Below are 15,261 nucleotides of genomic sequence, written 5' to 3' on the forward strand. Positions count from 1 at the left end.
AACCTGGAGGGCTCCGGAGTGTTGCCGGATCTTTGGGATTACTTTGCACACATCCAGCCCGGTTTTCCAAAGCCGGATCGCAGCCCCTCTGAGATATCCTTGGGAGAAGATCATGAACGAAGTTTGTCCAAAGTGTGACGGCATGGGAATGCGCGTTTTCCGGCGTGCAGACGGCATCCAGGCTGCCGAGGTCTGCGATTGTGTGCACGAGCAGCGCGTTGGTCGCCTGCTGGCACGGGCCGCGATTCCTCGCCGCTACGAACACTGCATTTTGGAAAGTTTCGAGCTACCGAGGGAGACGCACGATTCGGTGCGCAACGCTCGCAGAACGGCCGAGAAATTTGTCACAGTGTACCCGGTGGATACCGATGGCAGAGGGCTACTTTTAACTGGGTCCATTGGAGTAGGAAAGACCCACCTGGCGGTAGCCATCCTGCAGGCGCTCATTCTTGAAAAAGGCGTACATGGCCTCTTCTGCGACTACCGTGAGTTACTCAAAGAGATTCAGAACTCCTACAACCCGCAGGTCGCGACCACCGAGTTGGAAATTCTCCGACCGGTGTTCGACGCCGAGATCTTGGTGATTGATGAGCTCGGCGCGGCCAAGCCAACCGACTGGGTATGGGACACCGTCGCCCACATTCTGAACACGCGCTACAACGACAAGCGGACGACAATTATCACCACAAACTATGCAGATCAGCCTCCTGGCGGTGGCGGCGGTACAAATCGCGCCATGCGCGAAGAGACATTAGGCGATCGCATTGGCGAGCGCATGCGCTCCCGTTTGGCAGAAATGTGCGTTGTGGTGGAAATGAGCGGAAATGATTTTCGTCGTAGCGTGCGTCGGGCCAGTTTCGCGTAGCGATTTCGCGAACCAGCTCTCGCGTCTAGACCGTGGCAGTCAACAACAAAAGCAGCGCAGCAGCAACCGTTGCCGCTTGATATACATAGTCTGCGGCCTTCCTGCGCTGCGTCAGTTTGGGATGGGACGTGTTCGGCGTCTGCTCCATATCAGCCTCAACTCAACAAAATTACGAATGCGTTAGATGGTGTAGCTCGCTGTGTTTACGTTTCAACTAACCCGGCGGATGGACTTCCGCCTTCCAACTTAGACCCATTTTGCGCCCAATTGATGCGTTTTCTGTAAAAACTTTTTGTCAAGGAAGTGTCGTTTTGGTTAAGGTTCGTTCAGGTCCCCAATGTGGATTGCGGTTGTGGATGTAGAATCGACCCGATGGCAGCCGATCAACAGAAAGCACCCGAGTTTTTCGCTGGGCAGTCCACCGGAAAAGAGAGTCGTTCGTACCTTCCCTGGATCGTTGCGGGTGCCGTTGTGGTTCTCGGAATTGGCCTGCTCCTCGTCTTCGGTGGGAAAAAGACACCTCCAGTAAATCCCGGCGGAGCCGTGCTGGCGCAAGCTGATCCGTATGCGGCCAGTCTGCCAATTACTGACCTTAAGATGAGTGAATCGAGCAATTTTGCCGGCGGCAAGGTGACATATGTAGACGGCCACATCGCCAACAACGGCAGCAAGACAGTCACCGATATCACCGTGCAGATAGGTTTCCACGACTTCGGAAACCAGCTGGTGCAAAAAGAAACCATGCCGCTGAGTCTGATTCGCATGCGTGAGCCCTACGTGGATACGCAACCTGTCTCGGCCGCCCCGCTCAAACCAGGCGACGCACAGGATTTTCGCCTTGTCTTGGATCACATTGCGCAGGATTGGAACGGTCAGTACCCCGAAGTGCGTGTTATTCAGGTCGCTGGCAAGTAAGTTTTACTTCTCTCCCACCGCGCAATTTTTTCCCTTTTTAAAGCGAAAACTGCTCTCAGCGCCTCTGTGAATGGCGGCCCTGAAGTGCTGCAAATCTTCATATCATCCCCGCACATTTCTTCCTAAGCTATTGATATTCAATGAACATATGGATTTTCTTCACTTGGCTTCGCGGGTTTGGCATGCCAACTGCACATACTCATGGCGTAACGGGACGCTGCGCAGCATCCGGAGTGTGTTCTAGTAGAGCAGTTTACGAAGGATACAAGACGATGATGAGGAAAATGACTACAAAAAATCCCGATCTCCGAATGGTTGCAACACTTGTATTAGCGACCGCTTTGGGAATTCCAGCGCTGGCGCAATCCAATACGTCAAATCAATCCCCCACCCCTCCCCCCACCCCCAACGCTCAGGTGCAGACGGGCACCTCGGCAAGCGGCACGTCGAACGGAATGAATCCGGGCGACAACAGTACCTACGCGACAGGACAGCCGCTGCCGACCAAGTCGAATGAGGGCTTCTGGGGTCACATGAACCCGTTTGCCCGTAAGAAGTGGGTCAATCGGCAGTTGGATCCAGTCAAGGATCGCCTGAATGAACTTGATCAGCTGACCGCGAAGAACGCAAACGACATCAAGGATGTTGATTCGCGGGCACAAGCTGGCATCAAGCAGGCGCAGGGCACTGCGGATCAGGCAAGCCAGACGGCCCAAAGCGCCAACAGCACCGCAAACCAGGCTCAGACGCTCGCTCAGAACGCCAGCGATCAGACGGGCAAGCTGAACACTACGGTTTCCGGGCTCGACCAGTATTCGAAAGTCAGCGATACGGAGATTCATTTCCGTTCCGGCCAGACTGCCCTGAATGCAAAAGCAAAGGACGCACTCGATCAGATTGCGACCCAGCTGCAGGGACAGAAGGGCTACATCGTAGAGGTGGAAGGTTACTCGCGCACCCGCGGCCAGGCTGGAATTCAGAGTTCGCAGCACATGGCTGACGCGGTTGTCCGTTACCTCGTCACCGAGCATCAGATTCCGGTCTATCGCATTCACCAGGTTGCGATGGGCAACGCCCAGATTCAAACAGCAGACGGCACTTCGACCACGGGAAGCGTGGTTCGGGTGTCGACAATGCAAAACAGTTTAGCGGCCTTGAACTCGACATCTTCGAATGCGGGTTCACCGATTGGTGCGACGCAGCAGTCTTCCGCGCAGCCCTCCCCTCAGGGTGCTGCGTCGCAACCAGCGGCTCAACCACATAACTAAAAGAGGTCCGCAACCAAGCTCTCACACAACGAGAGAACCAAGGCAGATTGGCCCCTCCCCCGAGGGGCCCTTTTTTTGCCTGTAGAATGATCCAGCTCCCGCCAGATTCACCACCGGATTTGACGAGTCCGTACCTCCATCATCTTCTGCGGATTGATCGATCATCCCCCAGTCAGTTCCTTATCTGACGGCTCAGTCAGCACTCTTTTTGCTTGAGCGGGGGCTTTCTACCGCGTGGCCACCGGATTAGCCCATCCCCAATCTCATCGATGTCAAGCCCCTCCGCTGGAAATTTTCGTCTAACCCACTCATTTTAAAGAGGAAAAACCTGCCTTGATTTGGCATAAAATTATGCAGAATCCGATAAAATAGAAGTAGAGAAGCGAAAAGGTCAGGGCCCGTCCAAACGCGGGCCTTAACTTTTGTAGAATCAATATTTTGCATGCAACGCATGATTTTTCAATATTTTAGCGATTTAAGTGAGGAGAGGGCCGAGCATTTCCAAAGGCTTAGGTACTCTCCCTCACATAGCCGAGAGCCTCAGTCTCCAAAATTTAGGAACTAGGAGCGGGACCTAGCCAAGGGGTCTGAAATGTGTGCGAAAGCAATTTCTTGGAAACTAACCCACGCTTAAGCCATTGAAAATGGCGAATTTACGAAAACCAAGGGGGAGGGAAGCCGCTTCCTCTGGAACGGAAAAGCGGCTGGTCCTACTGCTGAGGCGGAGTTGAGCCGGAGCTGGGAGGCGGTGTGGCAGCTGGCGTGGCCGCAGGCTTCTTCTTCTTCTTGGGAGCAGTCGTCTGGGCTGGGCCGTCGTTCACTACCGTGGTCTTCGGGGCGGCTGCAGGCGGAGCTGCGGCAGCCTTCTGAATGACCAGCTTCAGATTTTGCACTTCCGTTTCGTTGTTTTTTGAAGCGTTGAGAATCGCGTTCGCCAAATCGGCGCGCGCCGACTCAAGTTTGGAGAGCGCGTCCGAAACACTCGAAACTTCATTGGCAGGAGCAGCGAGCATGGCCGTTCCAGAGACGCGCAGCAGGACGTCGTAGAGAGCGTCGATATTGCGGTAGACCGGAAAAACAGCGGAAACCGATTCGGGATTTCCGTCAGCAGTTGCGAGCAGTCCGGGCAATGTGTTGTTCAGATCGCGCTGGATGGAGTCGACGTTCTGCTGGGTAGCAGAACGCACTTCGCCGGGAGCTTTCCAGCGGGAAATGTTCAGCGCAACAATTGCCTGACTGACTTGGCTCAGCGCCGGATGCAACACATCAGAAGCCTTCGGCGATGCCTGCGCGGGCTGGCTCGGCAATGGTGCGCTGGTTACGCCCATCTGGCAAAAAGACACCGGGGCCAACAGGGTGAGAGCGAACGATAGGGCGCCTTGCCAACGCCTTGCAGAACTCAATTGCATGAAGGGCATATGAAAGTCCCGATGCCCAATTATGTCAAAATGGTTGCTGTCAGTTGGAAGAAAACATTCATCCTTGAAAAGCTTGTTTTTCCTTGAGGCGGTTTGACGAAACGTCGTCTGTCACAGAAAATAGAAAAAGGTTTCCGAAAGTGGGCCTGTGGCGCAGCTGGGAGCGCGCTTCCATGGCATGGAAGAGGTCGTCGGTTCGATCCCGACCAGGTCCACCAAATCATTTCAAATATTTAGCAGATTCCCTCCCAAACTGTTTGCCCGCATTTTGCCCGCAAATTGCAAAAGCTTACCGCGAGGCGGCACTTCCTTCTTCTTTTCCTCTCCTTCCGAAGCGCTCCTGCGCTCCATTGTTGAACTACGTTCTTGGACAAACGCTCGGGGATTAACTTCGCTTTCTGGGTTCTGCGCAAACGTCGCCCCTGGCTGCTGAGAAGGAGGTCCTTCGGTTCCCGTGGCTACCAACTCGTCGTGAATAGAGTTGATCGCAGTACGCACTTCCTTCTCCAACGACTGCATGTAGATTTCCATCGTCGTCGCTAGTCGGCTATGCCGCATCAGGCCCTGGATATCTTTGGGGTGTCCTTTCGTCTTGCCGAGGGTGGCGATGGTGCGACGGATTACCTGGAAGTTCAGCTTCGGGAAGCCCAGCTCTTTGGCTAGTTTATGCAGGACGCGATGACGATAATTGCTCGAATCCATCGGTCCCCCGAAGCGGCCCGGAAACATAAAGCCGTCCGGAGAAACGTCCTCCCCCTTCTTCCTGCACTCCTCTCGGTACTCCACAATCTCGCCTGCCAGTACGTCAGCGATCGGAACCTGCGTCAGACTTCCTTTGGTTTTTCCGTAAGGGCGAATCTTCCCCTTATAGACCGTCTCCTGAATGTCCAGAATATGTGTCTCTTCGAGGAAGCAGCTCCACCGGAGTGGAAACAACTCGCTGGGCCGAAGAGCATTCGACATATCCAGTTTCATCAGGATCCAATCGCGAAGACTGAGTTCGTCCAGCTTCTCTAAGGCTGCACGCAGTTGATCCCACGATAACGTTGTCTTGTCGACCTCGCGCAGGTTCGCGGGAGGTTTGACCTTACGCGCGGGATCTTTGGCGAGGAAGTCCTGGTCGACTGCTTCCGCGAAAATTGCTCGCATATAGGATCGGATCTGCAACACTCTGTCCCTTGAGTGAATCTTCGCCAGCTTATTAAGGTGGTTCTGCAGGATGACTTTGTCGAAGTTTTCCAGCCGACAATCGTGGAACGCATCGACGAGATCTGCCTGGATCAAGTATCTCGTTACCTTGGCAGTCTCTTCCCTCCAGTCCCCCTCTTTTAAATGGCAGGTAACGGTTTTTGACGAACCATTCAAAGGTGACTGCTCCATGTGCGACGATTTGATCCCCCGCTGGAGCGACCCCCTAGTTTGGCAAGTTCATCCTCCAGCTTTTCCCGGGCTTGGAACTTGGACATTTCAGACCTAAGCCCAAGGACGATCGATGCTGTGATGAGTTTCGGTTCATTCGTTGCAGAGTCAAGCTCGGTGCGGCGGAAACAGCCGTGCCATTTCTTCCCCCGTGGCCTGACCCATCCTTTTTGATATGAAATTCCCATTTGTTCCTCAATTTCTGTGTGGAGGAAACAAGTGGCCGTCCCTATTTTACCGGCGTTTGCGGCGTAAACTAGAGGACTGTTCCCGCTCGGTCAGGAACGCTTCGATCTGACTGGCCCGGTAGCGCAACGCTCCGTCGCTCATCCGGATCACCGGCAGGTAAGGCAATCTCCGGGATGAGTGGTCCCAAACCCAGTCCCTGCTTACTTTGAGTCGCTCGGCGACATCCTCCGCGGTCAGAAGGGGATCTGCCGAAGACGTTTGCTCTGTAATCTGCACTAACGCTATGCCCGTGACCTCTTCAACCTCTTCTATCGGATGACGCCCCGGCAGATGGTGGCAGAAGGCTTTGCGGCGGGCGGTTCGGGAAGACGAGACTTTGCTGAACGCTATGGCGTTCTCGAATCCATTGAGAAAATCCCGGATGCCGACAACGCCTGCAGCCGGGCTCAGAAGACGACCGTGCGACAGGTGCGAAAGCCCGGGGCTTCACCGCTGGTCTTCGGCAAGTTCCTCATGGCGTCCACGGCCTTCGTGACGCTCGAGGATATCGCCGCATACCTGCCTTCGTATGAAGAGAGCGTCATCGAGATGGAGATGGATGCAGAGCTCGGCAAGGCGTATGCAGAGATCGAAAAGGACATACGCGAAGCGGTCAAGAAGAACCGCGGAAACCGCAGCCTGATGAGTCTCATGATGCATCGCCTGCTTCTTTATCCCGATCATCCGTTCGGGATCGGGGAAATCTGGGGCAAACGGTTTAACCCTCATCTCGGTTGTCTTGAGCCGTTCCTGGTAACGACAGCACCGGATCTTTCCGAAGACTTCGTGTATGCCAAAGAGCGCAGGCTCATCGAGGACATCCGCGGAGAGTTGGGGAAAGGAAGGCGTTGCCAGGTCTATGCAACCTTCACAGGTGAGCACGATGTTGTAGCTCGCCTCGAGCGAGTACTTCGTCAGGCAGGGCTGCGTGTCGCTGTATTTCGGCCCACGGTGCCGACGCTCAAGCGAGAGCTCTGGTACGAGAAGGAGCTCAAAGACGGCGTCGAAGTCGTGATCTGTCATCCAAAATTGGTAGAGACGGGCCTCGATCTTCTGGCGTTTCCGACCCTCTACTTCTACGAGACCGGATACTCTCTCCACACGCTGCGACAGGCCTCGCGGCGGTCGTGGCGCATCGGACAGAAGCATCCAGTGCGGGTGAAGTTCCTCGTGTCCAAAGCCACGACACAGACCACGTGTCTACGACTGATGGGGAAGAAGATGCTGGTGGCCCTGATGATGGAGGGCAAGTTCTCGGGCGAAGGCATTCATTCACTCGAGAGCGACGAAGACATGATGAGCGCCATGGCACGTGAGTTGGTCGAGCGCGGACGCGTGGGCGAGTCGGCCGATGCCGTCTGGGCTGATCTCAAGCGCGAACGTGCCCAGCAGATGCCATCAATGCCGATGGTGTCGCAGCCGGAGTTGGTGGCAGAGGACGATCCACTGTTGCCTCGTCAGTCGCAGGTGCCAGTAGCACCATCGTCACCTTCGAAGAAGCAGCAGAACCCTTCCGCGCTTTGGCCCACCGGCTACTCGGAGGGAGAGCAGTTGCTGCTCTTCGCATGAACCATTGCATGTGAGCCTGTGGCGGATTTTCTGCCAGGCTCACATGCGTGGAGCTTTTCAATGACAAACCGGAGATTTTATGGCTAGCAAAGCGACACCTCTGATCCCGTTTCAAAGCACAACTGCAACGCAGTCGTCTCCCACGGCGCTAGCAACGGATCACTCTCTGCTTGAGCTGGACTTCGAACTCGATGCGCTGCTCGACCAGATTCAGGATGAGATCGATGACCAGGGCGAAGCGAGCGCCGGAGCAATGGAACGCTTGCAACTGTTCTGCCAGGCGATGGACGTAAAGATCGATCGGATCGGCAGGTTTCTCAGGGTCATGGAGACGCGCGCCGAACACTGCAAGAAGGAGTCGGCAAGATACGCCGCTCGTGCCAGGAGGGCACTAAGCAAGATTGAGCGGACCGAGTCCATGGTCCTCTACTACCTTCCCAGCCACGATCTCAAGAAGATCGAGAGCCACGAATTCACGCTGAAGCGGAACAAGAACTCTCAGAACAGCGTGGAGATCACACAGCCGGACAGCATCCCCAATCACCTTAGGCGCTTTGAAGCCAAGATTGATGGGCCGCTATGGATCGAAGTGATCGAAGCATTGCCCAAGACGCTGGCAGAACCGCTCGCGGCTTCGGTCAAATCTGAGCCCTCGAATAGCGCCATCAAGCAACACATTGCCAACGGTGGCATGATCGAAGGAGCTTCGATCAAACGCGGATACCATCTGCGGATCGAATAATGGGAAAGTCAATTCAGAGATCTACAGACACAGTGGGTTGGACTGGCGCTGGCCCCGTTGCTTTGTCACCAGGAGAGATCGCGTATAACCCTGAGTAGGAAAATCACCACTCCAAAAGCTGGCCCGTTCGCGGACGGATTAGCCTGCCTCTTCAGCAAGCGAGATACGTGTGGCGTCATCGTCAGTCGACGGCGGAAACGCACTTGTCCGAGAAGTGGACTATTCGATCGAGTGGATTGGTGCGGCGAAGCACGACCAATGGGCATTCCCAGACCTTTGCGGGTTGCCATTACCCTTCCTGTAGCCCTCAGCCGCAATTCGAGGCTTACTGTGGGATACGCTCACGGCAAAGATTCCTTAAAAAGCCGTCGAGAATTTCGAGGCCCAATTTAAAAGCCTATTATCGCTATTTCGGTACCGGTTGATTACTTCTTCGATATGGACCACACGTTCCTCTGGAACGCATTCAATTGTCAATGAGTGCGTTGGCGATCAGGGAGTAATCGGCGACGTGTTTTCTGCCAACGCCCGACCAGGCGGGGAGAATGTACACTTCCAACTTACGATTAATAAGCTTTCCGGAACTTGACTTTGTTGAAACTCTTTCAAGCAATACGGCCGTTCGAGCGGGCAGCTGCCTTACGCGACGGACTCGCTGGATTCACGCTTGCGTCAATGAATATCCCGCAAGCCTTGGGGTACACCAAAATTGCCGGCATGCCCGTGGTCACTGGTCTTTACACGTTGTTGCTGCCCCTCGTGGCATTCGCAACGTTCGGTTCCTCCCGCTACTTGGTGGTTTCTGCCGACTCAGCGACCGCGGCCATCTTTGCCGGTGGAGTCTCTGACTTGGCGCCCGCAGCGAGCGTGCGATATGTGGCACTGGCGGGTACAGTGGCGCTGCTCACCGCCGGTTTCCTGTTCTTGGCGCGATTGCTAAGACTCGGCTTCATCGCCGACTTTCTCTCGGAGACGGTGCTCGCGGGCTTTCTCACCGGCGTTGGGTGTCAGGTCGGAATCGCGGTGCTTGGAGAGATGCTGGGCGTGCCGGTTTCAGCTCACCGAACAATTCCGCAATTGGCTGAAGTCTGCGGGAGATTGCCGGACGTGCATCCGCCGACCCTAGCCGTTTCCGTCTTTGTTGTGGGGGCTCTTCTCTTGCTTCAACGCTTTGCGCCAAGAGTGCCGGCAGCGCTCATAGCGGTTGTCGGAGCAGTGGCGGCGAGCGCGATCTGGAACTTTAACGAGCATGGCATTGCCATCATCGGACCGGTGGCCGGCGGCCTTCCTCATTTTGGATATCCTGCCGTAAGTTGGAGGGATATTCCGCCGCTGATTCCGATAGCCGCATCGTGTTGCATCATGATCGTCACGCAAAGTGCTGCAACTGCCAGAGTCTATGCGGCACGGCATCAGCAGCATCTGGATGCGAACGCGGACCTGGTCGGTCTTTGCGCGGCAAACGCCATGGCCGGATTGAGCGGGACCTTCGTAGTCAATGGAAGCCCCACGCAGACCGCATTGGTCGAAAGCGCAGGCGCTCAGAGCCAGATACCTCAGCTTGCAACCGCAGTGAGCGTCGCGCTGGTTCTGCTCTTTCTCACCAAACCGCTCCAGTATCTACCGCACTGCGTGCTTGGTGCCCTGGTGTTCATGATCGCCATCCGGTTGATCAAGTTGCGAGCCCTCCTGACGATTCGCCGCCAGAGTCCGGGGGAGTTTGCTTTAGCTCTAACCACTGCGGTAGTGGTGGTCGCGGTGGGTGTCGAGCAGGGGATATTGTTGGCGATGGTTCTCTCGTTGTTCCGCATCGTCCAGCACAGCTACCACCCTCACACCGGAGTCATGGTTCTAAACGACGACGGAACTTGGAATCTAAATCCCCTGGCGCCAGGCGCAGTGACGAAACCCGGACTGGTGATGTACCGCTTCGGAGCGGCACTCTTTTATGCAAATGCCAACCGGTTCGCAGAAGAGGTGAATTGTCTGGTGGGACAACCGCCTTCGCAGGTCCGCTGGCTGATTGTCGATGCCGAGGCTATCACACGTTTGGATTACTCGGCGGCGCACGTAGTGCGGGAGTTGCAGCAGAACCTGATGAACTGCGGAACCGAACTAGGCTTTGCCCGGATGTCTGGGGACCTGAGAGCGGATTTCGCCCGTCATCACCTGATCGAGGTCATCGCCCCCTCGCGACTATTCAATCGGCTGCATGACGCATTGGCCGCCTTCGAGAGGCGACGGAGCTCTTGAAACGATGCCCCTTGCCGAATCGATTCCGAGCATGAATAAGGTCGAGCGGCATTTGAAACTTGTGCGCCGCAGATCCTGATTCGACCCTATCCCGGAATGCACGGCATGACCCAGCTCCATGCATCCCCTTGAGCCTGGCAACGGTATCAGTCCCAGTCGCGACCGAGGGATTCGGATCGATCGTTGGAGCGAATTGCTTAGAAGCCTCGTTCTCAAGGAACTATGTGATGCCACTTGTCCGATAAACCGGCTACTCGTACAAGTGACGGTTGCATGTAGCCCCCGAACGTCTTTTACAACTCAGTGTTGAGAAATAGTCTGCTGTTGAGCTGTAGGTTAGATACATTCGCAGAGCCTTGAGCAGTCAGCTTCTTGGGCCGCAGCTTCTCAAATCGCGACCAGACCACGCGTCATGCCGATGGTGACGGCTTCCGTGCGGCTGGCTGCGCCGAGTTTCGCCAGGATGGAACTGACGTGAAACTTCGCTGTGTGTTCAGAAATATCAAGCCTCGCGGCGATCTCTTTATTTCCCAAGCCAAGTGCCATCAAGCGCAATACTATTGTCTCTCGTGCCGTCAGATGGTTGGCAAGCCTACCTGCTAGCCCGATTCCCTCCGCCGTGTTTGAGGCGGCATATGCTTCTCTCGTTTGTACGAGCGGCTCCAATGTAACTGCCAGGCCCGCCACCGTAGCCTGGATTGCGGCGAGCAGTTGATCCGATGTCACGTCGAGAGGAAGGACGGAACGAATATGCAAGGCTGCGGCGCGCTTCTTGAGAACGGCGTGGATTCGGCCGCTCAGCAGAACAGTCGGCGTTGAGGAGAACACCTCTATCAGATCGCTGTCGTTCTGGCCTGCAAACGTTGCGACATCTTCCGCGATGATCACGATTGCATCCGGATCATCGTTCAATGCGCGATAGACAAGAGTCGAAACCGGTGCAATCGCGAGCATCTCGACTCCTATCGTGGATCGAAGAAAGGTGATCGAATGCGTCCGCACACTTGCATCAACGCATGGCAATACTCGCAAGGGGTTGGAACGGGCGATCACGCCTACCTCTGTTCTCGGTGGCTTGCCATGAGCGTTGAATCAGCCGCGATCAGCGACACTCAAAGTCAGATCCACTCTTGCACCTCCGCGGGAGACAGTCAGGGAGATAGTGTCTCCGATGCGCGAGGCACGAAGCCGATGCAGGATTTCGCGCAAGCCAGGAACAGGCCCTCCATTGAATGAGACGATTACGTCTCCTACCATCACACCCGCCAGGGCAGCAGGCGCCTTCGGTTCAACATGCGTTACCAGAAGCGTTTCATCTACCCCGTTAGGAAAAAGCCCCTGCGCCGGCTCGGGGATGGGAATCGGCTGCATGGCAAGACCAAGAAATGGACGAGGCACATGACCCAGTTCCAGGATGGCTTTAACAACGCGGTTGATGGTCTGAGCCGGAATGGTGATAACGGCCTGGCTGGCCAATGCCGGACTATTGATGCCCAGCACCTGTCGCTGTTCGTTGACCAGTGCGCTGCCTGCCTGACCCACGTACAGCCGGATATCCGGACGGATGAGACGGTCGATCGCTCCTCCCCGCCAGCTTCGCCATGCGCTTCCGGTTCGGGCAATAATTCCACAACTCGCAGAGATATCTCCCAACCGGGAACGTCCGATCGACAGCACTACTTCTCCGGCGCGCGTGACGAGATCGTTCGTACTTGAAACCGGCGTCAACTTATCCGAGTCGATGCCAAGCACGGCGAGATCAGTTGTTATATCGCTCCCGATCCAACGTGCGCTGAGCGATTCTTCTGCGAGAAGGATCTTGAGGTTCTCGCGAAAGCGAAGGGCGTGATGCGTCGTTACGATCACGCCCGGCCGCCAAACCACGCCGCTCGAAGTCGATCTTCCTCCTCCGTCAATCGCGACGATGCTGCTCTCAAGTTCCGTGATTGCGTCCGCAAAAGCACTCGACAGTTGAGTCCATACTGACTTTTCCGTTCCATTTGTCACGACATTCCCCTGCGAAGTTATCGTGACACGTCCGCATGCCGCGCACATCCGCCAGTTGACTAGGGCACAGCCGAATCGTTCAGGGGTCGCAAGGGATGAGATCGGTTCGCAGGCAGATAGGAAATCGAACACTTTTTTCCCCTGAAAACACACTCGAGGGCAGCCCTTTCGTGTGCCGTTTGACCGAGTTTTGAACCTGGGGTACAAACCATGCTTCGGTGCGCATGTTGCACCAAGGAAGGAGGTTTTTTATGTCTCAGCTTGCGAGTGCGGCAGCTGATCGAGAAACGTCACAGCAGGAGGATCCGTCCGGTCCGCCGGCCGCCAACCGCCATCGCCTGCCGGACGAGCGGGCGGGCATCACACACCACTTCTCTATCGCTGGTCACGAGGGGTATTTGACTGTAGGCCTTTATCCCAACGGGCAGCCGGGTGAAATCTTCATCCGGATGGCAAAGGAGGGCTCGACGATCGCGGGATTGATGGAGTGCTTCGGCACTGTCGTCTCCGTAAGCCTGCAGCATGGGGTACCTCTCAGGGTTCTTTTGACAAACTCTCGCATACGCGGTTTGAACCATCGGGCTGGACGGGGAATCAAGAACTGGGCTATGTCAAGTCGATCATGGATTATGTTGTCCCCGCATTTATGTGATGTTCGGGCGGGCTTGGTGCATAAAGGGCGAAGCGCAGCCGAACGTCACATAAGTTGGTTAGAGTTGAGCCAGGAACTGCAGCAGATCCGGATTATCCCGCCAGCGCCGTCTCCGGGACGATACGCCTTCGCACATGCCAAGCGCCCTCGCTTTCATCTGCAGATCGCTTTCCGCGTAGATGTTCGTCGTATCGATTGAGGCGTGACCGAGCCAAGCCCGGATGGTGTTGATGTCAACTCCTGCCCGCAACAGATGGGTGGCCGTGGTGTGGCGAATCGTGTGCGGCCCGATTCGTTTATTCCGTAAGCCGGGATGATTGTCCCTCGCCTTCCTGGCGCAGCGGGTAACGACATTGTGTACGCCGAATCGGGTCATGGCGCGTGCAGAGCGGCCAAGAAACACCCGCTCCTCTTCGCCACGCCCTCGGATCAACTCCTTGAGAACCGCTGCGGTAGACGCCCAAAGCGGACACAAGCGAACTTTGTTCCCCTTCCCGTGCAGTTGCGCAAATGACTGGGACTTCTCCTGGCGTCCCCGCAACCGCAGGTCGGATTTACTGCGATCACCATGGCAGTTGGTCCCGTTCTAGGCGGGTGGCTCGTTGAGCATGCTTCCTGGCGCTGGGTCTTTTTCATTAACTTTCCGCTTGCAGCGGCTGTGATCGCTATTTCGATGTGGCGAATCCCGGAAACCAACAGCACGGCCGCACGTCGAGTCGATTGGGCTGGAGCACTCCTGGCAACCGTTGGACTGGGCGGCGTTGTCTTTGGCTTTATCGAGTCAACCGACCTTGGATGGGGAAATCCTTTAGTCTTCGGCACTTTAATCGTCGCCTTTGGCTGTCTCATTGGATTCGCCGCGCTCGAAATCGGCACTGCTTTTCCAATGGTGCCGCTCGTTCTTTTTAAGAATCCGAGCTTTAGTGGCGCAAACCTGCTCACTTTGTTCCTGTACGCAGCCCTCGGAATTTTCTTCTTCTTGTTTCCGCTAAACCTGATCCAGATTCAGAAATACTCCTCAACTTCAGCCGGCGCAGCGATCCTGCCGCTCATTCTCCTAGTCTTTCTTCTTTCGCGTTGGTCTGGCGGACTTGTCGCTCGCTACGGCGCAAGAAGGCCATTGATCGTCGGCCCCCTCATTGTTGCGCTTGGCTTCGTCCTCTTTGCCATACCCGCCATCGCGCATAGCTACTGGTTGATGTTTTTTCCCCCGGTGGTCATTCTCGGATTCGGGATGGCGGTCACCGTGGCACCTCTCACCACTGTAGTGATGAATTCAGCGGACCAGGAGCACGTCGGCACAGCATCTGGAATCAACAATGCAATCGCTCGTGTGGCCGGTATTCTTGCCATCGCAATCCTCGGGCTTGTGATCGTCTATGCCTTTCGCATACGGCTCAATCACGCGTTGGATCACCTCGCTCTACCGCCAGCGATACTGCACGATCTTCGCGCTCATGAGTCCAGGCTCGCCGCCCTGGAGGCACCCGCCAATCTCGATCCGAATATAAGAGCCGCCATCAACAATTCGATTCGGCAAGCGTTCGTATTCGGATTCCGCCTGGTAATGTTGTTCTGCGCCGGCCTATCGTTAGGAAGTGCCGCAGTTGCCTGGCTTATGCTTCCGAGAGCTTTTATGACCCGGCGGGTTTACTGACTCTGAGAAATCATGCAACCGTTCTCAATCGGAGGCGAGACTCAAACTATCTTCCAGGTTCGAGCAATTGCGGCGTTTCAGGGTCTCATAGATCGGTTCACTGTCCAGCAGCATCGTTATCAACATCGTCGTCAGCGAACCCGCAAGGAGCGGGAGCGTGATGTCGCCACGTCGTGTCATCTCTACCGCCAGTACAATGCCGGTGAGCGGCGCGCGCACGCAGGCGGTAAATAGTGTGGCCATGCCGACCACAGCACAAGCGAAAGGT

At 55.8% G+C, this 15,261-nt stretch carries 14 protein-coding genes, 1 tRNA gene and 2 pseudogenes; 9 read left to right on the forward strand and 8 right to left on the reverse strand.

All coding sequences use genetic code 11. From position 1 onward, the window contains the following. Positions 1-112 precede the first annotated feature (112 nt). Positions 113-865 (forward strand): ATP-binding protein, encoded by a 753-nt coding sequence (locus tag H7849_RS02085; RefSeq protein WP_186743767.1) that lies wholly within the window; start codon positions 113-115, stop codon positions 863-865. 25 nt (positions 866-890) lie between these two features. On the opposite strand, the gene H7849_RS27030 is transcribed toward H7849_RS02085, so the two are convergent. Continuing rightward, a complete protein-coding gene (locus H7849_RS27030) occupies positions 891-1,013 on the reverse strand; it encodes a hypothetical protein (protein ID WP_285288923.1) in 123 nt (40 codons plus the stop codon). 224 nt (positions 1,014-1,237) lie between these two features. Here H7849_RS27030 and H7849_RS02090 point away from each other — a divergent pair, with 224 nt between their 5' ends. Beyond that, positions 1,238-1,780, forward strand: a complete 543-nt coding sequence (locus tag H7849_RS02090; RefSeq protein ID WP_186743768.1) for a DUF2393 family protein — start codon at positions 1,238-1,240, stop codon at positions 1,778-1,780. Positions 1,781-2,064: 284 nt separating this feature from the next. Beyond that, entirely contained in the window at positions 2,065-3,048 is a 984-nt protein-coding gene (locus H7849_RS02095) for an OmpA family protein (protein ID WP_186743769.1), read from the forward strand. 710 nt (positions 3,049-3,758) lie between these two features. On the opposite strand, the gene H7849_RS02100 is transcribed toward H7849_RS02095, so the two are convergent. Continuing rightward, positions 3,759-4,376 carry a hypothetical protein gene (locus H7849_RS02100; RefSeq protein WP_186743770.1) on the reverse strand — a complete coding sequence of 206 codons (618 nt, stop codon included), beginning with the start codon at positions 4,374-4,376 and terminating at the stop codon, positions 3,759-3,761. Between the two features lie 232 nt (positions 4,377-4,608). On the opposite strand from H7849_RS02100, the gene H7849_RS02105 reads away from it, so the two are divergent. Continuing rightward, a tRNA-Ala gene (locus H7849_RS02105) sits at positions 4,609-4,684 on the forward strand. A gap of 7 nt (positions 4,685-4,691) precedes the next feature. Here H7849_RS02105 and H7849_RS02110 read toward each other — a convergent pair. Further along, positions 4,692-5,615 carry a tyrosine-type recombinase/integrase gene (locus H7849_RS02110; protein WP_186743771.1) on the reverse strand — a complete coding sequence of 308 codons (924 nt, stop codon included), beginning with the start codon at positions 5,613-5,615 and terminating at the stop codon, positions 4,692-4,694. A 504-nt stretch (positions 5,616-6,119) separates the two neighbouring features. Beyond that, a complete protein-coding gene (locus H7849_RS27270) occupies positions 6,120-6,350 on the reverse strand; it encodes a helix-turn-helix transcriptional regulator (protein ID WP_432756519.1) in 231 nt (76 codons plus the stop codon). A 54-nt stretch (positions 6,351-6,404) separates the two neighbouring features. Here H7849_RS27270 and H7849_RS02115 point away from each other — a divergent pair, with 54 nt between their 5' ends. The 3 genes from H7849_RS02115 to H7849_RS02125 all read left to right on the forward strand — a co-directional run bounded on the left by H7849_RS02115 (position 6,405) and on the right by H7849_RS02125 (position 10,677). Then, the gene (locus H7849_RS02115; protein WP_186743772.1) at positions 6,405-7,682 is read left to right on the forward strand and encodes a DEAD/DEAH box helicase; all 1,278 of its coding nucleotides are present in this window, start codon (positions 6,405-6,407) and stop codon (positions 7,680-7,682) included. A gap of 79 nt (positions 7,683-7,761) precedes the next feature. Next, positions 7,762-8,424, forward strand: a complete 663-nt coding sequence (locus H7849_RS02120) for a siphovirus Gp157 family protein (RefSeq protein WP_186743774.1) — start codon at positions 7,762-7,764, stop codon at positions 8,422-8,424. 594 nt (positions 8,425-9,018) lie between these two features. Beyond that, complete coding sequence (locus H7849_RS02125) at positions 9,019-10,677, forward strand: SulP family inorganic anion transporter (RefSeq protein WP_285288924.1); 1,659 nt, start codon at positions 9,019-9,021, stop codon at positions 10,675-10,677. 387 nt (positions 10,678-11,064) lie between these two features. Here H7849_RS02125 and H7849_RS27035 read toward each other — a convergent pair whose 3' ends face one another. Together H7849_RS27035 and H7849_RS02135 are read right to left on the reverse strand one after the other, a co-directional pair. Next, entirely contained in the window at positions 11,065-11,631 is a 567-nt protein-coding gene (locus H7849_RS27035; protein ID WP_186743777.1) for a response regulator transcription factor, read from the reverse strand. Between the two features lie 138 nt (positions 11,632-11,769). Then, entirely contained in the window at positions 11,770-12,684 is a 915-nt protein-coding gene (locus tag H7849_RS02135) for a S1C family serine protease (RefSeq protein ID WP_186743779.1), read from the reverse strand. A 251-nt stretch (positions 12,685-12,935) separates the two neighbouring features. Here H7849_RS02135 and H7849_RS27710 point away from each other — a divergent pair, with 251 nt between their 5' ends. Next, positions 12,936-13,535 carry a TSCPD domain-containing protein gene (locus tag H7849_RS27710; RefSeq protein WP_490337730.1) on the forward strand — a complete coding sequence of 200 codons (600 nt, stop codon included), beginning with the start codon at positions 12,936-12,938 and terminating at the stop codon, positions 13,533-13,535. Here the strand turns inward: H7849_RS27710 and H7849_RS02140 are convergent. Next, positions 13,512-13,877 (reverse strand): annotated as a pseudogene (locus H7849_RS02140) (tyrosine-type recombinase/integrase); the annotation flags it as partial. The gene H7849_RS27710 and the pseudogene H7849_RS02140 overlap by 24 nt on opposite strands. 21 nt (positions 13,878-13,898) lie before the next feature. Between H7849_RS02140 and H7849_RS02145 the strand changes: the two are divergent. Continuing rightward, a complete protein-coding gene (locus H7849_RS02145) occupies positions 13,899-14,993 on the forward strand; it encodes an MFS transporter (RefSeq protein ID WP_285288953.1) in 1,095 nt (364 codons plus the stop codon). A 24-nt stretch (positions 14,994-15,017) separates the two neighbouring features. Here H7849_RS02145 and H7849_RS02150 read toward each other — a convergent pair. Further along, a pseudogene (locus H7849_RS02150) lies at positions 15,018-15,257 on the reverse strand (chloride channel protein); the annotation flags it as partial. Between the last annotated feature and the right edge of the window lie 4 nt (positions 15,258-15,261).

The sequence above is a fragment of the Alloacidobacterium dinghuense genome, assembly GCF_014274465.1.
Taxonomy (GTDB): domain Bacteria; phylum Acidobacteriota; class Terriglobia; order Terriglobales; family Acidobacteriaceae; genus Alloacidobacterium; species Alloacidobacterium dinghuense.